General features: G+C 61.9%; 16 protein-coding genes. 4 read left to right on the forward strand and 12 right to left on the reverse strand.

The features are described from left to right. Positions 1-11 precede the first annotated feature (11 nt). The 3 genes from O3298_RS27545 to dprA form a co-directional block, all read right to left on the reverse strand. The gene (locus tag O3298_RS27545) at positions 12-2,678 is read right to left on the reverse strand and encodes a DNA topoisomerase III (RefSeq protein WP_289913577.1); all 2,667 of its coding nucleotides are present in this window, start codon (positions 2,676-2,678) and stop codon (positions 12-14) included. 292 nt (positions 2,679-2,970) lie between these two features. Further along, the gene (locus tag O3298_RS27550; RefSeq protein WP_099665525.1) at positions 2,971-3,435 is read right to left on the reverse strand and encodes a DUF494 family protein; all 465 of its coding nucleotides are present in this window, start codon (positions 3,433-3,435) and stop codon (positions 2,971-2,973) included. 94 nt (positions 3,436-3,529) lie between these two features. Then, positions 3,530-4,633, reverse strand: a complete 1,104-nt coding sequence (dprA, locus tag O3298_RS27555; RefSeq protein WP_289913576.1) for a DNA-processing protein DprA — start codon at positions 4,631-4,633, stop codon at positions 3,530-3,532. 305 nt (positions 4,634-4,938) lie between these two features. On the opposite strand from dprA, the gene def reads away from it, so the two are divergent. Continuing rightward, a complete protein-coding gene (def, locus tag O3298_RS27560; protein WP_034784735.1) occupies positions 4,939-5,481 on the forward strand; it encodes a peptide deformylase in 543 nt (180 codons plus the stop codon). A 108-nt stretch (positions 5,482-5,589) separates the two neighbouring features. Continuing rightward, complete coding sequence (gene fmt, locus O3298_RS27565; protein WP_289906774.1) at positions 5,590-6,546, forward strand: methionyl-tRNA formyltransferase; 957 nt, start codon at positions 5,590-5,592, stop codon at positions 6,544-6,546. A gap of 88 nt (positions 6,547-6,634) precedes the next feature. On the opposite strand, the gene O3298_RS27570 is transcribed toward fmt, so the two are convergent. After that, positions 6,635-9,112: an IPT/TIG domain-containing protein gene (locus tag O3298_RS27570; protein WP_305061047.1), complete on the reverse strand. Its 2,478-nt coding sequence runs from the start codon at positions 9,110-9,112 to the stop codon at positions 6,635-6,637. 641 nt (positions 9,113-9,753) lie between these two features. Here O3298_RS27570 and metH point away from each other — a divergent pair. Both metH and O3298_RS27580 read left to right on the forward strand, forming a co-directional pair. Continuing rightward, positions 9,754-13,548: a methionine synthase gene (gene metH / locus O3298_RS27575; protein WP_180278628.1), complete on the forward strand. Its 3,795-nt coding sequence runs from the start codon at positions 9,754-9,756 to the stop codon at positions 13,546-13,548. A gap of 120 nt (positions 13,549-13,668) precedes the next feature. Then, on the forward strand, positions 13,669-14,040 hold the full coding sequence (locus tag O3298_RS27580; protein ID WP_099665530.1) for an SPW repeat protein: 372 nt from the start codon (positions 13,669-13,671) through the stop codon (positions 14,038-14,040). Positions 14,041-14,112: 72 nt separating this feature from the next. On the opposite strand, the gene O3298_RS27585 is transcribed toward O3298_RS27580, so the two are convergent. The 8 genes from O3298_RS27585 to rsmB all read right to left on the reverse strand — a co-directional run bounded on the left by O3298_RS27585 (position 14,113) and on the right by rsmB (position 22,337). Next, positions 14,113-15,393: an EAL and HDOD domain-containing protein gene (locus O3298_RS27585; protein ID WP_077399474.1), complete on the reverse strand. Its 1,281-nt coding sequence runs from the start codon at positions 15,391-15,393 to the stop codon at positions 14,113-14,115. 137 nt (positions 15,394-15,530) lie between these two features. Further along, positions 15,531-16,310: a class II glutamine amidotransferase gene (locus O3298_RS27590; protein ID WP_305061048.1), complete on the reverse strand. Its 780-nt coding sequence runs from the start codon at positions 16,308-16,310 to the stop codon at positions 15,531-15,533. A 77-nt stretch (positions 16,311-16,387) separates the two neighbouring features. Beyond that, entirely contained in the window at positions 16,388-16,645 is a 258-nt protein-coding gene (locus O3298_RS27595) for a DUF3567 domain-containing protein (RefSeq protein ID WP_077399469.1), read from the reverse strand. Between the two features lie 153 nt (positions 16,646-16,798). Continuing rightward, a complete protein-coding gene (locus O3298_RS27600) occupies positions 16,799-17,200 on the reverse strand; it encodes a GTPase (protein ID WP_305061049.1) in 402 nt (133 codons plus the stop codon). Next, positions 17,197-17,916: a response regulator gene (locus O3298_RS27605; protein ID WP_034784724.1), complete on the reverse strand. Its 720-nt coding sequence runs from the start codon at positions 17,914-17,916 to the stop codon at positions 17,197-17,199. The genes O3298_RS27600 and O3298_RS27605 overlap by 4 nt, the downstream gene beginning before the upstream one ends. Before the next feature lie 98 nt (positions 17,917-18,014). Next, the gene (locus O3298_RS27610) at positions 18,015-20,312 is read right to left on the reverse strand and encodes a PAS domain-containing sensor histidine kinase (RefSeq protein WP_099665532.1); all 2,298 of its coding nucleotides are present in this window, start codon (positions 20,310-20,312) and stop codon (positions 18,015-18,017) included. Beyond that, entirely contained in the window at positions 20,312-20,818 is a 507-nt protein-coding gene (locus tag O3298_RS27615; protein ID WP_251350982.1) for a DUF4390 domain-containing protein, read from the reverse strand. Before O3298_RS27615 ends, O3298_RS27610 begins: the two co-directional genes overlap by 1 nt. Before the next feature lie 97 nt (positions 20,819-20,915). Beyond that, positions 20,916-22,337 (reverse strand): 16S rRNA (cytosine(967)-C(5))-methyltransferase RsmB, encoded by a 1,422-nt coding sequence (rsmB, locus tag O3298_RS27620; RefSeq protein ID WP_289913574.1) that lies wholly within the window; start codon positions 22,335-22,337, stop codon positions 20,916-20,918. Between the last annotated feature and the right edge of the window lie 133 nt (positions 22,338-22,470).

Genomic DNA, 22,470 nt, shown 5'->3' on the forward strand with positions numbered 1-22,470 from the left:
CGGGCGCCGGATTACTCCGCCGCTGCCGCCTTCTTCGCCGGCGCCTTCTTGGCGGCCGGCTTTTTCACGGCCGTCGCTTTCTTGGCTGGCGCCTTTTTGACGGCTGCCGCTTTCTTGACGGCCGTTTTCTTCGCTGGCGCCGCGCCTTCTTCGCCCTCGGCTTCGGCCGCTGCCGCCTTCGTCTTGGCGCCCGGCTTGGCCTTGCGCTCTTCAAACTCGAAGCTCACCTTGCCATCCTTGCCGCGCACGAGGAATGCCTTGAACGGACGGCGGGTACGCTGCGAAACAAAGCCTGGCAACAAGTCCGTCTTGCCATCGTTGAGCAGTTTTGCCATTTGTTCCGGCAAGATTTCCTGCTGCAAGATGATACGGCCGCTGCGGAAGTCGCACGTCTTCGGCTTGGCCACGCTGTGTTCGCACACATAGGCCAGGCCCATTTCGTACACGCCGGCGTTGCACTTGGGGCACGGTCCCACGGGCGTCTGGCCCGTGAAATCGACGCCTTCGCCATCTTCGCTCTCGTCGTTCTGGCCGAAATCGAATTCCAGCTTGAAATTCTTGATCTCTTCATCGCGCACGATGCGCAGGATGGCGGCGAACGGACGGCCCATCTTCGAGCGGAAGCCTTGCAGCGGGCCAATGGTGCGGTCCTTCAGCAATTGTTCCACTTCGGCAATTTCGAACTGGCGCGAACCCGGTGTCTTGCTCATCGAGAATTCGCACTTGGTGCAGGCGAAACGACGGTAGTTTTCCTTCACCACGCCGCTGCAATTCGGGCATGGCGTTTCCAGCGTCGCATAGTCGCCGGGAATGGTGTCATTATCGTATTCCTTGGCGCGCTTGACGATGATCTGCGTCATCTGCGCGATTTCGCGCATGAATTCTTCGCGCGAAATCTTGCCTTTTTCCATCTGCGACAGCTTGTATTCCCACTCGCCCGTCAGCTCCGGCGCCGTCAATTCATTGACGCCCAGGCCTTTGAGCAGAGTCATCAGCTGCGATGCCTTGGCCGTCGGAATCAATTCGCGGCCTTCGCGGATCAGGTAACGTTCCGTCAGCAAGCCCTCGATGGTGGCCGCGCGCGTCGCCGGGGTGCCGAGACCCTTGCCGGCCATCGCATCGCGCAACTCGTCATCGTCGATCAGCTTGCCGGCGCCTTCCATGGCCGACAGCAAGGTCGCCTCCGTGAAGCGCGCAGGCGGCTTCGTCACCAGGCCGTTGGCGTTGACGCTTTCCGTCTGCACTTTCTCGCCCTTGGCCACTGGCACCAGGTTGCCGTTGCCATTGCTTTCCTTGTCGGCGTCCGTCGACGCTTCCTTGCCGTAGATGGCCAGCCAGCCCGGATTGGTCATGACCTTGCCTTCAGTCTTGAACTGATGGCCGGACACTTCCGTGTAGCGCGTGGTGACCTGGAATTCCGCAGGCGGGAAGAACACGGCCATGAAGCGGCGCGTGACGAGGTCATACAGCTTCTGTTCCGGCTCGGACAGGTTCTTCGGCGCGATCGTCGTCGGGATGATCGCGAAGTGATCCGAGATCTTGGTGTTGTCGAAGATGCGCTTGTTCGGCTTGACCCAACCCTTGTCGATGATCTGCTTGGCGAACTGGTGGTAGTTGCTGTTGTCCTTGACCGTTTCCAGCGCCTGCAGCACGGTCGGCATGTAGTCTTCCGGCAGGTGGCGCGAATCGGTACGCGGATACGTCAAGACCTTGTGCTTTTCATACAGCGCCTGGGCCAAGCCCAGCGTATTCTTGGCCGAGAAGCCGAAACGCGAGTTCGCTTCGCGCTGCAGGCTGGTCAGGTCGAACAGGCCCGGCGCCATCGAGGTGGTCGGTTTCGATTCTTCCGTGACATTGCCTTGGCGGCCGCGGCAGGCGGTGGCGATCGAGTCGGCAGCCGTCTTGCTCCACAGGCGCTCGGCGCGCTTCTCGGGGTCGTTCTCGTCCTTCTTGAACTTCGTGTCCAGCCAGCGGCCTTCATAGATGCCGGCCGCGCAAACGAATTCGGCGCGCACTTCCCAGAAGTCGCGCGGCACGAATTTTTTGATCTTGTCTTCGCGTTCGACCACGATGGACAGGGTCGGCGTTTGCACGCGGCCCACGGTGGTCAGATAAAAACCGCCTTCTTTCGAATTAAACGCCGTCATGGCGCGCGTGCCATTGATACCGATCAACCAATCGGCTTCCGAACGGCAGCGGGCCGCATCGGCCAGCGGCAGCATTTCTTCGTCGCTGCGCAGGTGCGAGAAACCGTCGCGGATGGCGCCCGGCGTCATCGACTGCAGCCACAGGCGCTTGACCGGTTGCTTGGCTTTCGCGTTTTGCGCGATCAGGCGGAAAATCAGCTCGCCTTCGCGCCCCGCATCGCATGCGTTGATGAGGGTAGTGACGTCTTTGCGTTTGATCAGCTTGTTTAATACTTTGAGGCGCGCTTCCGTCTTGGCGATCGGGTTCAGCGCGAAATACGGTGGAATCATCGGCAAGTGCGCGAAACTCCATTTGCCGCGCTTCACGTCGAATTCTTCCGGCACGGCGATCTCCAGCAAGTGGCCGACCGCCGACGACAGGACGTATTCATCCGATTCAAAGTACTCATCGTGCTTAGTAAAGCCGCCAAGCGTCTTCGCGATATCGTTCGCGACAGAAGGCTTCTCGGCGATGATGAGGGTTTTTGTCATATTTTTTAGTCTCGAAAAATGCTCTAGGATAGTTTCAGCATGCGCATCATACAGTGCATTGCCAGGCGCCGACGCTTTTGTCTGCGCAAGGCCTTGTGACTTGTGGTCTTGTCAAGCGGCCAATGATAAGCGCCTATTGAAGAATTCGGCAAGTTATCTGCAAGCAAGAATGCGCAAGCGCAAACACAACAGGCTGGCGGGCGCGCTGGTGCAGCACATGGTAATGGGGATGGCGCGGCAGCGGCGCCAGGGTCGGCAGGCAGCGACAGCGGCCGCCAGCGACGCCTATATATTAGTGCAATAAGCGCGGCGGGAGGTCTTCGTCGTCGACAAACAGATCGTCGAACATCAGGGCGTCCGGTTCCTTGCCCTGGCTCCACAGCAGCATCAGCACGATGACTTTCAGCTTGCCCAGCGAAACGGGTGCCTCGTCGAGCGCCAGCGCCCGTTCGATGACGATTTCGCGCTGCAGCGGCGACAGCACCTTGGCGCTTTCCAGGAACTGGATGAAGCCGACGGCGGCCGTGCCCAGCACGTCGCTTTCCTGCTGCACATAGAAGCGCGTGCCCGTGGAGCTGGCCGTCAGGGTTTGTTCGACGCCGGCCATGGCGTTCAAGTCCGTCAGCCACACGAGCGCTTCGGAAATCTCCACGTCGTCGAAACCGACGGCCGACAGTTTGCGCGCCAGGACTGCCGGCTCGGGGCAGGCATCGGGGCGATAGTAAGTCTCGTAGAGGTACACCAGGATATCGAACATGGCTCTACTCTATCAGCTAAGTTCGCTGCGACACAAGGGTGTGCGCCGACAAAGCGCCCCCGTGCGGCAAGGCCGCCACACAAGTGACAAGCTGTCATTTACAGCGTTGAAACAGTCCTCCCGGCAAGCGTTCCACCCGGCCCGCCAGCTCCAGCGCCAGCAATTCGCCCATCAGCACGCCCATGGCCAGGCCGCTGCGCGCGGCCAGGGTATCCGCATCGAGGGGATCGTGGCCCAGCGCGGCCAGCAGCGGCGCTTCGTCTTCCACCGCTGGCGGCACTTGGGGCACGCCGCCCAGCCATTGCAACTCTTGCAGCACGTCATCAGCCGACTCGACCAGCTTGGCGCCCTGCTTGATCAATGCATGGCAGCCCTTGGCCAGGGTCGCATGGATGGAACCGGGCAAGGCATACACATCGCGCCCCTGCTCGCCGGCCAGACGCGCCGTGATCAATGAACCCGATTGCGCGGCCGCCTCGATCACCAGCACGCCGCGCGCCAGGCCGCTGATCAGGCGGTTGCGGCGCGGAAAGTTAGCTGGCATGGCGGGCAAGCCCAGCGCGTACTCGCTGACGATGCAACCCTGTTCGGCAATTCTTTGCGCTAGATCAAGGTTACGTCGCGGATACACCAGATCGGCGCCCGTGCCGATCACGGCGACGGTAGCGCCCGCGCCGCGCAAGCCGCCCTCGTGCGCGTGCGTATCGATGCCCAGCGCCAGCCCGGAAATGATGGTCAGACCCGCCATGCTCAGCGCTTGCGCGAAAGCGGCCGCATTCTGCATGCCTTGCGCGCTGGCATTGCGGCTGCCGATGATGGCCACGCCGGGACGCGACAGCAGTTCCGCCCGCCCCCGTACATATAACAACAGCGGCGGATCGGCGATTTCCAGCAGCAGGGGCGGATACGCGGCATCGGCCAAAGTCAGCACGGCGTTGCCGGGCCGCTGCAGCCACTGCAGGGTGAGTTCCAGCTGGCTGTTGGCCACGGGCTTGGGCGGCTGCACGATGGCGCGCGCCACGCTGGCCGGCACCGCTTCACGCAAGGTCTCGAAAGGTGTGGCGAAGATCTCCGGCGGCAAGCCGAAGCGGGCCAGCAAGGCGCGCGCCGCCACCGGCCCCACGCCGGGCAGATGCTGCAGGCGCAGCCAGCCCGCCAATTCCGTGGCCGTGTCTGCCGTCGTTGCAAGTGCATGCATGACCACCTCGCTGTGTACTGTGCCCTCCCATGCTAGCGCGATGGCACGCACGCGATACCGACGCGCGCAAGGATGCGTGCAATGCGCGTGCAAAACGGCCCCCCATCCACAGGAGCATGGGCGTCTGTGATAAAATTTCCCTTTGCAGGAAACGATTAGCGCACTGGCAAACGCATCTGCCGCGCCGTTGTGCCATACGCGCCCAAGCATGGCGTACCCAACAGAAAATAGCCCTGCCATCGTTCGCATGGCCCAGGCATGAATAATCCGGCGCACCGGCGCCCACCTTAACCAGTCGAATCCGTATGTCCATATTAAATATCCTGCGTTACCCCGATCCTCGCCTGCACACGATCGCCAAGCCCGTCACCGAATTTGACGCGCGCCTGCAAACCCTGATCGACGACATGGCTGAAACCATGTACGACGCCCCGGGCGTCGGCTTGGCCGCGTCGCAAGTGGACGAGCATATCCAGATGATGGTGATCGACATCACCGAAGAAAAAAACCAGCTGCAAGTGTTCATCAACCCGGAAATCACCTGGGCCAGCGAGGAAAAGCAGGTCTACGACGAAGGCTGCTTGTCCGTGCCTGGCGTCTACGACGGCGTCGAGCGCCCGGCCCGCATCAAGGTGCGCGCCCTGGACCGCCACGGCAAGCAGTTCGAACTGGAAGCCGACGGCTTGCTGGCCGTCTGCATCCAGCATGAGATGGATCACTTGCTGGGCAAGGTATTCGTCGAATACCTGTCGCCGCTCAAGCGCAACCGCATCAAGACCAAGATGATCAAGGAAATCCGCGGTCTCGAACGCGAAGCGAGCCTGCGCGCACAGAATCGCCGTTTCTAAGCCGCTTTTGCAGCTGTGCTGATAGACTGACCGCAAAGACTGACCGTAACACCACGCCAGCCTGGCGCCCTCGGGCGCGGGCCTGCGCACCTCACGTCAAGGAACCATATGAAAGTGATCTTCGCAGGCACGCCTGAATTTGCCGCCACGGCCCTGAAAGACTTGCACGAAGCGGGATTCGAGATTCCGCTGGTGCTGACCCAGCCCGACCGCCCTGCCGGACGCGGCATGCAATTGCACGCCTCGGCCGTCAAGCAATATGCACAGCAGCACGGCATCGAGGTGCTGCAGCCCTTGTCGCTGCGCATGGACAGCAAGGATCCGCAGCGCGCCGCCGAAGCGAAAGCGGCGCACGAGCGCCTGCTGACCACCGACTACGATGTGATGGTGGTGGCGGCTTACGGCTTGATCTTGCCGCGCAGCACCCTCGACATCAAACCCTGCATCAATATCCACGGTTCCTTGCTGCCGCGCTGGCGCGGCGCCGCGCCCATCCACCGCGCCATCGAAGCCGGCGACGATGAAACGGGCGTGACCATCATGCAGATGGAAGAAGGCCTCGATACGGGCCCCATGCTGGCCATCGAGCGCACGCCCATCGAGGCGGGCGATTCCACCGCCAGCCTGCACGACAAGCTGGCTACCCTGGGCGGCAAGATGATCGTCGAGACCCTGCGCAAGATGCAGCTGCAAGCGCTGGAAGCCGTGCCCCAGCCTGAAGCAGGCGTCACCTATGCGGCAAAAATCGCCAAGGAAGAAGCGGCGCTCGATTTCAGCCTGCCGGCGCTGGAACTGGGCCTGAAAATCCGCGCCTTCAATCCGTTTCCCGGCGCCTGCGGCCAGGTCGATGGCACCACCATCAAGATCTGGGCCGCCGACGTGCTCGAAGCGGACAGCAAGGAAGCGCCGGGCCAGGTGCTGGCGGCCGACGCCCAGCACGGCATCGTCGTGGCCTGCGGCAATGGCTCGCTGCGCCTGACGGAACTGCAAAAACCGGGCGGCAAGCGCCTGCCCGCGGCCGAGTTCATCAAGGGTTTCCCTCTCGAAGGCAAGCGCTTCGCCTGACTTCACCGGATTGCACCGCGCCATCATGCCGATGGCCACAAAAAAAAGGCTTGCCGCGGCAAGCCTTTTTTGCATCAGCCCCGCTAGCTTAGCGGCGCTGCACCATCATCAGGCGTGCGCCCACAGACGACGACAGGCTGACCTCGAAACGGCCGCCGGCCGGCACGGCGCTCACGTCGACATTGGCTTTGCCACCCGTCAAGTCACTGGCGACCACCGTCTTGCGGCCATCGGCAGCCACATGCATGACGGCGGCATACGGTTCCGCCTCGGCATTCCAGACCAGCGCCAGCTGGCCACCGCTTTGCGCCGCATCAAACGTGGCATCGTTGGCGGCAGCCTTGCTGCGGCGCGCCGGGCGTTCCAGCTTGGCCAAAGCCTTGCCATTTGCCAACACTTGCACATCGCTGATTTCGCCCGGGTTGGCGAAGCTGACGCGGAAGTGGCTCATGGCGTTGCCGCCATGGTCGGCCACGGAGACGCCATCGAAGGGCAAGTCGATAGTCTGTCCGGACGCCGTCAACACGCGCAAGGTATAAGCATGGCCGCTGCCGCTGGCAGCGGCGCCGATGCGCGCCGACGAGGCAACGGCCGGGCGCAGGGCCACGCCGCCAGGCGTGATGCGGCCGGAAATGGTCAAGTAGCCGTTCTGGGCCACGGCCATGCTGGCGGCCAGCACATTGCTGCCCGTAATCTGCGTGCTGCGTTTTTCCAGGAATTGCTGCACCCGCGCATAGCTGTAGTCGGAGAACCAGGCGCCGCTGCAATAGCTCATCACGTCCTTCATCGGCGTGTTGCCATAGACTGCCTTGCTCAGCTGGCCGATGCTGCCTGCATAGTTGCTGTTGTACAACGGTTGCGGACCCAGATTGCCATTCGCATATGGGTAGTCGACAGCAGCGCCAGCCGGACCGCCGCAGGCGACGTGCTGCAGCGAGTGGTTGTGGCCCAGCTCATGCACGAGCGTAGTCAGCCATAGAGGCCATTGATTGCCGAAGGGATCGACCGATGCAACGCTCTTGAACTGGGCATCGAGGCCGATGGCCGACGTGAAGTCGTTGCCGCTGCTGCGCTCGTTGATGTAGGCCAGGCCGGCTGCGTTGGTGACGGACATCCTCGGCACGAAACCATAATAGTAGGCACCGCTGTCTTCCATCGCGCGCCGGTTTTCCAGCTTGCCCAGGGCATCGCTCCACCAGCTGTCGGCCGTGCTGCTGCCTGGCAGGCTCAGCGCGGCGCGCGTCGTGATGCTGATATTTTCCGTCGCATACGGATACACGCGCAGCAGCGCGGCGCGGATCACCTCGGCGTCAGGCAGTTGCGCCACGCCATCATCGGTGCTCAAGGGCACGAGCACCAGACGGATCTTGGCCAGGCTGGCCACCACGGGTGCCGCTTCCTGGCTCACTTGCACGCCGTCATTGCCGACGGCCGTCACGCGCACGCGCACGCCGGGCAAGATCCAGCCTGCAGGCAGGACGGCACTGAAATTGCCGTTGAAACTGTCATCGGTCTTCGTCGTCGGCAAGAGCGCCGGCCCCGTCATCGCGATGCTGCCCAGGTTGCTGCCATTGGCGGCGGTCGCATTCAAGGTGACCGCCGGGCTGGACTGGCCCGCCTGCCCGGCCAGCACGGACACGCGCACGGCGGCCGACTTGCCGCGCGTCAAGCGCAAGGCCGTATTGCTGGCATTCAAATTCAGTACTTGCGCGAAATCAATGCTGCCCAGGGTAAAGGCCGACACCGTGCCCGCATTCACGGCGATGCGCGACGCAGCCGCCAGCATCACGTTGCCCGTTGCCGAGTCTGGTGCAGACAATACCAGCTGACTGGCACTGGCACTGACGATGACGGCCGGCGTATTGCCCACCGACGCCGAAGTGACCTGGTCGAGATTGCTGCCCTGCACCGTCACGGACAAGCGTCCGTTGTTGACGGCCGAGGTGATCGACGTCACCGTCACGCTGGCCAGCACCGTGTACGTGTCGCCGCTGAGCACATCGTTGTAGGGACCGCGCACCGTCAGCGCGCCTGTCGCCGCGCCCGCAGGCACCAGCACCGTCACGCTGCCGGCCGTCTGGCTTTGCGGCGTTGCCGCCGCACCATTGCCAAACTGCACCGCCGTCACGGCGCCCATGCCGCCGCCCGTGATCGTCACGCTGGAACCGACGCCGCCCGTCGCCGGTGCGACGCTGCCCACGCTCAAGGGCAGGTACACATTGACGTTATAGCTGGTGGCCGCCGTGCCGCTGGCGCTGACGAGGCTCAAGGCGCCCGATACGGGCACGCCCGGCATGGTCAGGGTGATGCTGGTGTCGCTGGCGGCGCTGGTGGCGACGGTCACGCCGCCCACCTGGAAAGCCGTCACGCGGCTCAGATTCGTGCCCGTAAGCACCAGGCTGCCACCGACGGCGACATTCGCCGCCGAAACGGCCGTCACGGCAGGCAGCAGCACGGGCGTACCCGACGTGGTCGCCACCACCGTGTCGCCGCCCCCACCGCCGCCACCGCCGCAGGCGGACAGGCCCAGCATGACAAACAATGCGACAAGCAGATGGTTTTTCATGGCTGGCAACCATGTTGATGCAGCGCGATGCCGGGAAGGACACGAGATAAATGTGACATATTGGTGACTTTTGGTGAGAATTTAATTTCGAAGAACCAATATTATGGTTTAGTTCGATTCCCAAAGACAACTATTAATGCTTTTGATTCAATTGGTTTTGATAATAATTAAAATATCTCCTTAGCAAACTTTATTCTGGGCATTATTTCCCTCACTCTGTGTTGGCTAAAATCAAAATTACTTTCCTTTGCAGCTATTGCCATTCGACTCATTAAAAATATGCTGATGCGGCGCAAATAATGTGGAAATTTTTCCACAGCCTAGACGCCATATCGTTCTGCCAACTTTGCTGAAAGAATTAACGTTTTGAGTAAGATTTTCAGGAATGTAATTTTCAGAAGCAGGCGTGGCGGCAGGCGATGTGTTGCAAGAAGGCCTGCCGTGGGGCGAACGGCCGCTTTTGCTTAAAACCAAAGCAGTCTGATGCCGTATAATTTTAGACCCGGTGAAATCAGGCGATTGCCACCTTCTGCCTGCCCTACCCGGCCGGCAACTCTCCGTCAGCTGATCCTGCTGACCCGCATCCGCCTCGTAACGTCTTGTCGCCGCGCCGCCGCCCGTTTGCCTATTGAAAGCATGAAATGAACGATACCGTGATCCCCGCCATGTCCCCGACCGAAGCCACCTTGCGCGCCATTCTGGCGCAGCGGATCATGATTCTCGACGGCGCCATGGGCACGATCATCCAGCAATACAAGCTCGACGAAGAAGCGTATCGCGGCGGCCCCGCCGGCCGCTTCATCGATTTCGCCGCGCCGGCCGACAGTGGCGCGCGCGAACTGTTCGTCAAGGGCAATAATGAGTTGCTGACCCTGACGCAGCCGCACATCATCCAGGAAATCCACGAGCGTTACCTGGCGGCCGGCGCCGACCTGATCGAAACGAATACCTTCGGCGCCACGACGATCGCGCAAGACGATTACCACATGGCCCACCTGGCCTATGAAATGAACGTCCAGGCGGCCAAGCTGGCGCGCGCCGCCTGCGATAAATATTCCACGCCGGACAAGCCGCGCTTCGTCGCCGGCGCCCTGGGGCCCACGCCGAAGACGGCGTCGATCTCGCCCGACGTGAACGACCCGGCCGCGCGCAACGTCACCTTCGACCAACTGGTGGCCGCCTACCTGCAGCAGACGCAGGGTCTGGTGGAAGGCGGCGCCGACGTATTGCTGGTGGAAACCATCTTCGATACCTTGAACTGCAAGGCGGCCCTGTTCGCCATCGACCTGTTCTACGAGCAAAACCCGGATGTGGTGCGCCTGCCGCTGATGATTTCGGGCACCGTCACGGACGCGTCGGGACGCATCTTGTCGGGCCAGACCGTGCCCGCCTTCTGGAATTCCGTGCGCCACGCGAAACCGCTGACCATCGGCCTGAACTGCGCGCTGGGCGCCGCCCTGATGCGCCCGTACGCGGAAGAGCTGGCCAAGATCGCCGACACCTTCGTGTGCATCTACCCGAACGCGGGCTTGCCCAACCCCATGAGCGACACGGGTTTCGACGAGTTGCCAGCCGACACGTCCGCCCTGCTGCGCGAATTTGCCGACGCGGGCTTCCTGAACATGGCGGGCGGCTGCTGCGGCACCACGCCCGAGCACATCGCCGCCATTGGCGAGTTGCTGTCGAAAAACACCCCGCGCACCGTGCCGGCCCCATCGCACGACCTGCGCCTGGCGGGCCTGGAACCGTTCGTCGTCAATGACGAGTCACTGTTCGTCAACGTGGGCGAGCGCACCAACGTCACGGGCTCGAAGGCGTTCGCGCGCATGATTCTCAACGAGCAATATGACGAGGCGCTCTCCGTGGCCCGCCAGCAAGTGGAAAACGGCGCGCAAGTGATCGATATCAACATGGATGAAGCGATGCTCGATTCGCTGGCGGCCATGACGCGTTTCCTGAACCTGATCGCCTCGGAACCCGACATTTCGCGCGTGCCCATCATGGTCGACTCGTCGAAATGGTCGGTCATCGAAGCGGGCCTGAAATGCGTGCAGGGCAAGGCCATCGTCAACTCGATTTCCATGAAGGAAGGCGAAGAGGAATTCCTGCGCCAGGCAAAGCTGTGCCGCCGCTACGGCGCGGCCGTCATCGTCATGGCCTTCGATGAGAAGGGCCAGGCCGACACCTTCGAGCGCAAGATCGAAATTTGCGCGCGCGCATACCATTTATTGATCGATGCGCTGGACTTCCCGCCGGAAGACATTATTTTCGATCCGAACATCTTTGCCGTCGCCACCGGCATCGAAGAGCACAATAATTACGCCGTCGACTTCATCAACGCCACGCGCTGGATCAAGGAAAACCTGCCGTACGCGAAGATCTCGGGCGGCGTGTCGAACGTGTCATTCAGTTTCCGCGGCAACGATCCAGCCCGCGAAGCCATCCATACCGTATTCCTGTACCACGCCATCAAGGCCGGCATGACCATGGGCATCGTCAACGCCGGCATGGTGGGCGTGTACGACAACCTGGACCCGGAATTGCGCGAGCGCGTGGAAGACGTGGTGCTGAACCGCCGCGAAGACTCGACCGAGCGCATGATCGAATTTGCCGGCACCCTGAAGGCGGGCGGCAAGGCCGAGGCGCAAACCCTGGCCTGGCGCGAAGGCACGGTGCAGGAACGCCTGTCGCACGCGCTGGTGCACGGCATCACGCAATTCATCGTGGAAGACACGGAAGAAGCGCGCCAGGAGCTGCTGCACAATGGCGGACGCCCCATCCACGTGATCGAGGGTCCGCTGATGGCCGGCATGGACGTGGTCGGCGACCTGTTTGGCCAAGGCAAGATGTTCCTGCCGCAAGTGGTGAAATCGGCGCGCGTGATGAAACAGGCCGTGGCCCATCTGATTCCATTTATCGAGGAAGAAAAGCTGCTGGAAGAAAAGCGCACGGGCATCGTCGCCAAGCCGAAAGGCAAGATCATCATGGCGACCGTGAAAGGCGACGTGCATGACATCGGCAAGAACATCGTCACCGTCGTTCTGCAATGCAATAACTTCGAAGTGGTCAACATGGGCGTGATGGTGCCGTGCTCGGAAATCCTCGCCCGCGCCAAGGTGGAAAACGCCGACATCATCGGCCTGTCTGGCCTGATTACGCCGTCGCTGGAAGAAATGGCGTATGTCGCCAAGGAAATGCAGCGCGACGAACACTTCCGCATGCTGAAGATTCCCCTCTTGATCGGCGGCGCCACCACCAGCCGCGCCCACACGGCCGTGAAAATCGCCCACAACTACGAAGGCCCCGTGATCTACGTGCCGGACGCCTCGCGTTCCGTGTCCGTGGCGCAATCCTTGCTGACGCCGGAACAGCGCGACAAATACGTGGAAGACATCGAACTCGATTACGCGCGCATCCGCGAGCAGCACGCCAACAAGAAGGCGCTGCCGATTTTGCCGCTGGCGCAGGCGCGCGCCAACAAGATGCTCGTCCCGTTCGACGGCGCCTGCACGCCCGTGAAACCGAAGTTCATCGGCCGGCGCGTGTTTAAAAATGTCGACCTGGCCACCCTGGCCAACTACATCGACTGGGGCCCGTTCTTCCAGACCTGGGACCTGGCCGGCCCCTTCCCCGCCATCCTGACGGATGAAGTGGTGGGCGACGCGGCCACCAAGGTCTACGCGGAAGGCCAGGCCTTGCTGAAAAAACTCATCGACGGACGCTGGCTGACGGCCAACGGCGTGGTGTCCTTGCTGCCGGCCAACAGCGTCAATGACGACGATATCGAGGTGTACACCGACGATACGCGCAGTAGCGTGGCGTTCACGTATTACGGCATGCGTCAGCAGGGCGTCAAACCCGTGGTCGACGGCGTGCAGCGTCCGAACCAGTGCCTGGCCGACTTCATCGCGCCGAAGGCATCGGGCGTGAAGGATTACATCGGCATGTTCGCCGTCACCTCGGGCCTGGGCATCGAGAAATACGAAAAACGCTTCGAGGATGCGCACGACGATTACTCGTCCATCATGCTCAAATCCCTGGCGGACCGCCTGGCCGAAGCGTTCGCCGAATACCTGCACGAGCGCGTGCGCAAGGATTTGTGGGGCTACGTGCCGGACGAACACCTGGGCAACGACGACATGATCGCCGAGAAATATGTCGGTATCCGCCCCGCGCCAGGCTACCCGGCCTGCCCCGAACATACCGTCAAGAAAGAGATGTTCGAGGTCATGCAAGCCGAGGAAATCGGCATGCAGTTGACGGAATCGTATGCCATGTTCCCCGGTGCGGCCGTGTCCGGCTTCTATTTTGCCCACCCGGAGTCGAAATACTTCGTCGTCGGCAAGATCGGCATGGACCAGGTGGAAGACATGGCCAAGCGCCGTGGCGTCAGCATCGAGGACGTGGAACGCTGGCTGGCGCCGAACCTGTCGTAATGCCATAATATAAGCACAAGGCGCGCGGAACTTATCGCGCGCCGAAGCGCACTAACGCAGTATGCCGGCCGGCATGCTGCATGCCCGCTCCGGCCCGTTCCCAACCGGCAAGGAGGATATATGGCAACCAATTTCAAACTGAAACGCTGGCAGGATCAGGTGATCCTGTTGCTGGGCCTGTGGCTCGTCGTCTCGCCCTGGGCGTTTTCCTACCCCGAAGGCTCGCCGCAGATGATCAACGCCTTTGTCTCGGGCCTCGTGATCGCCATCCTGGCCGCCTTCGACCTGTACAAGACGTATTTCTGGGCCGTCGTCGTCAACCTGCTGGTGGGCGTCTGGGTCGCCGCCTCGCCGTGGATACTGCGGCTGGCCGAACAGCGCGTCGTCCTGTGGAACGAGCTCGTCGTCGGTATCGCCGTCGTCGTGCTGGCCCTGTGGGAGCTGCGCACCGACCCCGAACTGCACAAGCACTGGCCCGGCGCCGCGGCGTAGTGCAGCTACCGGCGTAAAAAAACCCCGCCGGGCACTGCCGGGCGGGGTTCTTGATATGGCTAGCTATGCCAATTACAGGGCGTATCTGACAACGTTATCGCTCCATTCGTAGGCGGCCATTTCCAGCTCCACCAGATCGTCCGGCGACATGGCCAGGTCGCGCAAGGTTGGCACGATCTCGCCTTCCATGTCTTCGATGCGCTCGATGCACTCGGCCAGGCGTAGCAGGTCGCCGTAGAAGCCTTCGCGCGACAGCAGCGCTTCGGCCACTTCGTCGATCACTTCGATCTGGCCGAGGATTTCCGACATCGGCACGCCGAACAGGGTATCCATCAGCGACATGATGCCGACCGTAAAGGCGATATCGGCCGAATGGGCGTGGTTCGGGCGCAGTTTATGCGCGAGCAATTCCAGCAAACGGCCGCGCGTGGTGGCCAGCATCAGCAGCGGCGTCATGCTATGGCCGCGCTTGCTTGGTTCCGCGTACAGCATGATTTGCAGCCAGCGCTGCAATTGGCGGCGGCCCAGCACGGTCACGGCCTGGCTCAGCGAATCGATGCGCTGGCGCGCGCCCACGGCCGGTGTATTGACCAGGCGCAGCAAGTTCAGGGCCAGCGACACGTCGCGCTTGATGGCCCGCTCGATGTCCATATTGTCGGCGTCCGACGTCACCAGGGTCATCAGTTCCATGACGGCCAGTTGCGACGGCGACAGTTTCTTGCCCGTCATGATGGCAGGCTTGGCAAAGTAATAACCCTGGAAGTAATCGAAGCCCAGGTCCAGGCCCGACTTGAATTCTTCGCGCGTCTCGACCTTTTCCGCCACCAGTTTCTTGTTTTCCTGCTTGAAACGGGGCGCCAGGGCTGCCAGCACTTTCGGGTCGACGGTGCTCATGTCCATCTTGACGTACTGCACCAGCGGTAGCAGTTCCTGCACTTGCGCCGTATCGGAGACGACGTTTTCCAGCGCGAAAGTGAAGCCATGGCCCACCAGCTCGCTGATACGCGCGCGCACTTCCGGCGTGACGGGCATCGATTCGACGATTTCCAGCACCACTTTTTCACGCGGCAGGAACACGAAGATGTCGCTCATGATCACGTCGGCATCGACGTTGACGAAACCGAGCGCGTCGCCGATGACCTTTTCCATGCCCAGCTGGGAAGCGTGGGCGATGACGGAGGCCGTGGCGGACAGATCGCTGGTAATGTTGGCGGGACCGACCGGAGCGTTGCGGAATAGCAACTCATAGCCAAACAGGGCTTGATTGCGGTCAAGGATAGGTTGTCGCCCCAGATAGAACTCGCGCACGCGCAAGGGTTTCGGGGTGATGTCGTTGCTGGAAATATCGATCATTAACTCTTCATCAATCACGTCGAGTGACACCGGCCGCGCCGCGCCCGCATCAAGGTTCACTATTGACAATACTTTAGCTGAATTCCGCCCGCGCTGTGGGTATTTTGGCAGCAATCCAGTTTATTGTCGTCAACAAATTAGGCGACTGGCGTGTCTTGCACCATCCCGTCGACAAATAATTTCAATTCGCCCGGCGCAAACGCCGTCCATTGCTCATTTGTCGTCAGCGGCTGGGTAACAATCACGGCCACGCGGTCCTGGGGTGTCGTCACCTGGGAAAAGTCCACGCTCAGGTCTTCATCGGAGAGTTTAGCAGTTGGAAACGGATGTTGTCGCACCAGATAGTGCAAGCTGGTGGAACAGTGGGCAAACAGCGCCTCGCCGCTCGACAGCATCATGTTGAAAGTGCCGTGGGCCGCGATGCTGGGCAGCAACTCCGCCAGGGCCGCATGCAGTTGCGGCAATGCCGGCGGGGTATCACCAAAGCGCGCGTGCAGTTCCTGCAGCAGGTAGCAGAAAGCCCGTTCGCTGTCCGTGCAGCCGACGGGGCGGTAACTGCCCGTCAGCACGGGGTTGAAGTCCTTCAAATCGCCATTGTGGGCAAAGACCCAGTAGCGGCCCCACAGTTCGCGCACGAACGGGTGGCAATTTTCCAGCGCCACCTGGCCTTGCGTCGCCTTGCGGATATGCGCGATGACATTGCGCGACTTGATCGGGTAGCGTTTGATCAGTTCGGCCACGGGCGAGGCGATGGCCGCCTGGTGGTCGACGAAATGGCGCACGCCGGCGCCTTCGAAAAAGGCGATACCCCAGCCGTCATGGTGGGTATCGGTATGGCCGCCGCGCATGGCGAAGCCGGTAAAACTAAAGACAATGTCCGTGGGGACATTGCAATTCATTCCGAGAAGTTGGCACATGGTCTGTTTGCAGCTGAATAACACAACCACCATACCATGCCGTCAGACGGATTGGTATGGTGGCGATAGCCATCCGGTCAGTGCAACAGCACGGGCTGGCTCATGAGGGAATCATAGCTGCCCAAAAATTCATCGATCTCTTCCATGCTGGGTTCGCTGGCGATCAGCTCCGTGACGTCGCGGCGGAAGTGTTGCGCAAGGATGCCCGCGATAAACGTTTCCCGCTTGCCCCCCTTATCGACGATTTCATAGCCGCCAAAGCGCAGGGCTTCGAGGTCGCCGTCGACGCCGAATTCCACAACGCTGTATTGTTCGCTGTTATAGATCAGGTTCATTTTGCATCCTTCGCTCAAGCAGGAGAAGCTCCTGCGGTGTCAGAACAGAGGTGGGGTTCACACGGCGCCATTTCAAGCGGCCATGCCACCCTGCGGGCTACAGAGTTGTAACGAGATGCAAACTACGACTGCGGTAAGGCGATCAAGAAATCGTCAGGAAACCACCATGTCTGCTTGCAGCGCCAGCAGGGCATCGTAGGGACTGGCGGTGAGCCAGGTGCGCAATTGTTCGATGTGCGTGGCGTCGGCCAGGCTGATGAACAAGTGTGCGGGTGGATGGCGCAGCAGACGATTCAATGTTACACGCAATACGAGATTGCCGCTGCAGCACAGGCAACCTGGCGCGATGCGCAACAGTTGCAATGGAAATAATAGAGAAGGAGAAACTTGCCCGGCCAGGTCGGCCAGGATGGCGTTGCCGTCAGCCAATCCTTCGAGGATCACGGCGGCCGGCTGGTCAGGCGGCAAGGCTTGCGCGATGGCCGCTTCGCGCCCGGCGGCGCGTCCACCGCTGACCAGAGTCAGCGGCGTCGGACGCCGCACGGTTGCCGTCACAGGCTTTTCTTGGCCAGCTTGCCCGGTTCGACGCCCAGCTGTTTCAGCTTGCGATATAAATGGGTGCGCTCGAGGCCCGTTTTTTCCGCCACGCGGGTCATGCTGCCGCCTTCGCGTCCCAGGTGATGTTCGAAATACATGCGCTCGAACGCGTCGCGTGCCTCGCGCAGCGGCAAGTCGAACGACAGGTTGTAGCCATGGCCTTCGGCCACCGCCGGTACGGCGATGCCTGGGCGCACCATCAGCTGTTGCGGCGCGCTGCCGCCAAAGCTCGGTACGGGATGGCTGCTTTCCTCGGCCACCACGGGCGCCACGGGGCGCGGCGCCACGCTCGGCGCGCGCACGGTTTCCTGTGCCCGCGTCAAGCCTTGCTGGACTGCCTTCAGCAGTTTTTGCAGGGCAATCGGTTTCTCCAGGAAGTTCATGGCGCCGATGCGCGTCGCCTCGACCGCCGTATCGATGGTGGCGTGGCCCGACATCATGATCACCGGCATGGTCAGCAAGCCGTCGCGCTGCCATTCCTTGAGCAGGGTGACGCCATCGGTGTCGGGCATCCAGATATCCAGCAATACCAGATCCGGCGCACCGGCGGCACGCGCTTCGCGCGCCTGCTGCGCATTTTCGGCCAGCTGGATAGCATGTCCTTCGTCGCCCAAAATTTCCGAGAGCAACTCACGGATACCCATTTCATCATCCACTACGAGTATGTTTGCCATTCGTGTCTTGCCTTCCTCATTTCGCCGGCCGTCGCGCACAAGATGCACACGGCGGACAACTATGATTTTATTAGTGTTTTAAATACTAAACCAGACCCTCACGCCAGGAATTCCTGGGCAGGAGTGTCGGGAGCTAACTTTAACAGCAAAATGACCACCGAAGCGCCATTGCCGTCGACCCGGTTCTCGATATCGATGCGTCCGCCGTGTTCATCGATAATTTTCTTGACCATCGCCAAGCCCAATCCCGTGCCGCGCGCCTTCGAGGTCACATAGGGTTCGAAGGCCCGCGCCAGGATTTTTGGCGCGAAACCAGGGCCATTGTCGCTGATGGCCAGCCGCACGGCGATATTCACGCCGCCGTCCGCACTGCGATAATGAATTGCTTCCGTCCTTACGTCAATCCGCGGATGCGGCGAGTCCGGCGGCAGGTCGGCCATGGCGTCCTGCGCGTTCTGCAGCAAGTTGTGTATCACCTGGCGCAACTGGGTCGGATCGCCCATCACCATCGGCAAATTCGGCGCCAGCAGCGGGTGGATGATGTCGCCATCGTCGCCGCGCAGGTACAGGTTCAGTATCTCTTCGATCAGCTCGTTCAAGCGCAGCGGCGTGAGCACGGCCGGCGGCGTGCGCGCATAGTCGCGGAAGTCGTCGACCATGCGCTTCATCGCATCGACCTGCTTGACGATGGTGGTGGTGGCGCGGCTGAGCAGGTCGGCATCAGGCTGCTCCAGCTTGCCTTCGAGCTTCATCTGCAGGCGCTCGGCCGAAAGCTGGATGGGCGTGAGCGGATTCTTGATTTCATGCGCCAGGCGGCGCGCCACCTCGCCCCAGGCGATCGAGCGCTGCGCGGAAATTACGTCGGAAATATCGTCGAAGACGACGATGTAGCCGCTGCCGGACTCCAGCGGCAGGCGCGAACCGCGCGCCAGCAAGGTAATGTCATGCTCGTCGGCACTGCTGCCCAGGCGGCGCGGAATCTCGATCTGGCGCTGCCAGTGCAGGCGCTGCTGGTTGCGGCCCGATGCCGATTGCGCGCTTTGCGCCGTGAAGGCGCTGATGATGGCGCCGCCAAACTCTTCCATTCCAGCAATATTCGCCAGCGGCTGGCCCACCATGCTCATGCCCGAATGCTGCAGGATGCGCTCGACCGACTCATTGCAGGTCACCAGTTTAAAGTCGCCGTCGAGCACCATCACGCCGGCCGACATGTTCGCCAGCACCGATTCCAGGTGGGCCTTGGCGTTTTGCAAGGCGGCGCGGTTGCTTTCCACGGCCGTGCGCGCATCGAGCAACTGGCGCGTCATGATGTTGAACGACTGCGTCAGGGTGCCCAGTTCATCCTTGGTGGCGACGATGGGGCGCGGCGACAGGTCGCCCTCAGCCACGGCGCGCGTGCCTTCAGCCAGCAGCAGCAGGGGCTGGGCCAGGTTGCCGGCGATCAGGAAAGCGCTGCCGATGGCGCCGAAAATAGCCAGCAGCAGGGTCAGGGTGAGGATTTCCATGTACATCTTGCGCAGTCCCACGCGCGCGACGAAACGTTCCTTGTATTCGCTGTAGGCGGCGCGCAGCACTTCGCCATTCGTCGCCAGCTTGGGCGGTACCGATTGCAGCAGTTGCAAATAGCGGGGCGAGACGGAAGGCCCCGGCACGGCCACCAGCACGCGCAGGCGCAGGCTGGCCGCCGTTTCCAGCGACGCCGGCAGGCCCGAGCGGAAACCGCCACCGCCCGACTCCGTGCCATCGTCGTGCAACTCCAGTCCGCCCTCGGCGGAGGCATAGCCGGCCGGCAAGGCCGCCTGCACCAGCATGGGCGGCGTCGGCAAGTCGGCCGCGCTGTGCGGCCCGGCGCTGGCCAGCAGCACGCCGTCGCCGCTGACGAGCATGACGTTTTGCATGCCCTCTTCGCGCAGCAGGCTCGTCAGCACGGCCGGACCGGCCACCGGGTCGGCGCCCAGTTCTTCGACGGCCTTGTGGCCCCGGTGGTCGAGCTCGACCAGGGCCGCATCGAGGCCGGCACGGCCCAGCTCAATCCCCGATTCCAGCGCCGCTTCGATCTTGACGTTGAACCAGGATTCGATGGAGTGGGAGACGAATTGCACTGAGACAAGGAAAATCACCAGGCCCGGCAGGATGCCGACGGCGGCGAACAGCATCACCAGGCGCGTCATCAGCTTGGAGCCGAACTTGCCGCTCTTGTAGCGCGCGTACAGGCGCGCCAGGGAAATGCCCACCAGCGCCAGCAGGGACACGGCGACGGCCGCGTTCAGGCCCAGCAGCCAGGTGTAATAGCGGTCGAAAAAGCCGGAATTGTCGGAAGCCGACGCCAGCAGGAACAGCAGGATACTGACAATGCCGCCGCCCACCACCAGCAAATAGCGCAATGCTTGACTCACTACTCCGCCGTATACAAGAAGGTTTTTTTATTCGAAGCCAGGCGCCAGTCGCTGTTATTGAAGGCATTGACCTGTATCGGCTTGGGCAGGTAGTCGCGGTCCATGCCCATGCGCAAGGTGACGTTGTACGTCTGCCCCACTTTCAGCTCGCCGCGCCGCGCCACCAGCCAGCGGCTGGGACGGCGGATCAGGAACAGCGCATCGTCGAGCGTGGGAAAGCTTTGCTGCAAGCCGCCGCCCGACACATGATACTGGCGCGTCAGCACGTTATAGGACAGCTTGCTGGTCTGGCGCGCCACGATGGCTTTTTCATCGAACCAGTACCAGCGGGGCCGGGTCAGTTCGATTTCTGTCGTGAAATACAGCGGCACGCCATGCTGTACTGCATCATCGAGGTCGTGATTGAGCTCGAAGGAATACGTGGCGGCCAGCTTGTAGCCCTCTTCGCCCGACTCGATATAGGCACGGGTGATCTCGACCATGTCGGCGGCATGCGCGCGTGGCATGGTACATGCCAGCATCAGCAGCAGGGCCAGGAGTCGGAAGAGTCGTGTTGTCACAAGTGTGCCGGTAGTGTCCGTAAGATAAGGTTCGACGAATCGCTCAAGCCGCATTTTTTTGGAATAGCGCATAGAACAAACCGTCGTGGTCCTGCTCCGCGCTGCCAGTCGGCAACAGCTGGCCAGGCGCTGTCAATCGGATCGCATTATTGCGTACCGCAAATGCCGCCGCCTGTGCCTCGGATTCTTGCGGCCACAATGAACATGTCACGAACAGCAATTTACCATCGGGGCGCAGCATCTGCCACAGGTTGTCCAGAATTTTGGAGGAAAGTGTTGCAAGTTGGAACGCATCACCCTTGCGGCGCAACCAGCGAATGTCGGGATGGCGGCGCACGATGCCCGAGGCCGTGCACGGCACGTCGGCCAGGATGCGGTCGTACTGCTGGCCGTCCCACCACGCGCTCGATTGCGCATCCTGCGCCTTCAGAGTGGCATCCAGGCCCAGGCGCTCGAGGTTTTCCGCGATGCGCGGCAGGCGCTTGGCGTCCGCATCGATGGCCGTCACTTGCACGTCGGCCAGTTCCAGGATGTGGCACGTCTTGCCGCCCGGCGCGGCGCAGGCGTCCAGCACGCGCATGCCATCTTGCAAGTCCAGCAGCGGCGCGGCCAATTGCGCGCCAGCATCTTGCACGGAAACGACGCCCTGCTCGAAGCCGGGGATCAGCGCCACGCCGATCGGTTTGTCCAGGCGCACGGCGAACGGTCCCACCTGGCGCGCGGCGATGCCCGCCTCCGCCAGCACGGCCAGATACGCTTCGACCGTGCTCTTGCGGCGGTTCACGCGCAAGGTCAAGGGCGGCACGGCATTGCCAGCCGTCAGAATGGCTTGCCAATCGCGCGGGTAAGCCAGGCGCAGCGAGTCGATCCACCACTGCGGATAATTCCATTGTGCCAACGGTTGCTGCAGGGCCGCTTCCAGCAAGGATTTGCGCTCGCGCAAGAAACGGCGCAAGACGGCATTCACCATGCCCTTGGCATGCGCCAGGTCAGGGTGCGAAGTGGCCACTGTGACAGCCTGGTCGACAACGGTAAATTCTTCGTACGGCTGCTCGCCCGGCTCGGCCGACATCAGCGACAGCGCGCAGCACAGCAGGGCGGCCAGCATCGGCGGCTCGGGCGCCTTCGACGTCATCAGGCCGACCAGGGTTTCGCTGCGGCCCAGCTGGCGCATGGTACGGTAGGAGATATCCTGGATGGCGCCGCGCGCCTGCGGGCTGGCGTTCGATTGCGTAAACACCTTGGCCAGCGCCTGCGGCAGGGCCGTGCCCGTGCGCACTTGCGCCACGGCATTGGCTGCGCCCAGCAGGCAAAACGCCAGCGAGTCGGCGCGCAAATCGGGTTGGAAGCCTGGCTGCAAGACCGGTTTCAGGTCGGGATGGTAGCTGGGACGCAATTTCGGTGCGGCAGGAGCCTGGCCTGGCGCCGGCTTGGTTTTCAATTTCAGCGTGGGGCGCTTGTTCATAGTTATCCGGTGTGGCTGCGCGCGGCGGGCTGCATGGTGGCAAAGTCGTGGCCGCGCGTCATCAATAAAGGGTCGATTGTAGCGTTTGTGGCGCCCTCTGGCCCAAGCGATTGCAGCGATACATGTAAATTGC

The organism is Janthinobacterium sp. SUN137 (assembly GCF_030587265.1).
Classification (GTDB): domain Bacteria; phylum Pseudomonadota; class Gammaproteobacteria; order Burkholderiales; family Burkholderiaceae_D; genus Janthinobacterium; species Janthinobacterium kumbetense.

Bases quoted from the DNA above. Each gene is read 5' to 3' on its own strand.
- O3298_RS27585 (WP_077399474.1), bottom strand. From the start codon at position 15,393: ATGATCGATATTTCCAGCAACGACATCACCCCGAAACCCTTGCGCGTG.
- O3298_RS27605 (WP_034784724.1), bottom strand. From the start codon at position 17,916: ATGGCAAACATACTCGTAGTGGATGATGAAATGGGTATCCGTGAGTTG.
- rsmB (WP_289913574.1), bottom strand. From the start codon at position 22,337: ATGAACAAGCGCCCCACGCTGAAATTGAAAACCAAGCCGGCGCCAGGC.
- fmt (WP_289906774.1), top strand. From the start codon at position 5,590: ATGAAAGTGATCTTCGCAGGCACGCCTGAATTTGCCGCCACGGCCCTG.
- O3298_RS27595 (WP_077399469.1), bottom strand. From the start codon at position 16,645: ATGAACCTGATCTATAACAGCGAACAATACAGCGTTGTGGAATTCGGC.
- metH (WP_180278628.1), top strand. From the start codon at position 9,754: ATGAACGATACCGTGATCCCCGCCATGTCCCCGACCGAAGCCACCTTG.
- O3298_RS27570 (WP_305061047.1), bottom strand. From the start codon at position 9,112: ATGAAAAACCATCTGCTTGTCGCATTGTTTGTCATGCTGGGCCTGTCC.
- O3298_RS27580 (WP_099665530.1), top strand. From the start codon at position 13,669: ATGGCAACCAATTTCAAACTGAAACGCTGGCAGGATCAGGTGATCCTG.
- O3298_RS27550 (WP_099665525.1), bottom strand. From the start codon at position 3,435: ATGTTCGATATCCTGGTGTACCTCTACGAGACTTACTATCGCCCCGAT.
- O3298_RS27590 (WP_305061048.1), bottom strand. From the start codon at position 16,310: ATGTGCCAACTTCTCGGAATGAATTGCAATGTCCCCACGGACATTGTC.
- O3298_RS27615 (WP_251350982.1), bottom strand. From the start codon at position 20,818: ATGCCACGCGCGCATGCCGCCGACATGGTCGAGATCACCCGTGCCTAT.
- dprA (WP_289913576.1), bottom strand. From the start codon at position 4,633: ATGCATGCACTTGCAACGACGGCAGACACGGCCACGGAATTGGCGGGC.
- def (WP_034784735.1), top strand. From the start codon at position 4,939: ATGTCCATATTAAATATCCTGCGTTACCCCGATCCTCGCCTGCACACG.
- O3298_RS27545 (WP_289913577.1), bottom strand. From the start codon at position 2,678: ATGACAAAAACCCTCATCATCGCCGAGAAGCCTTCTGTCGCGAACGAT.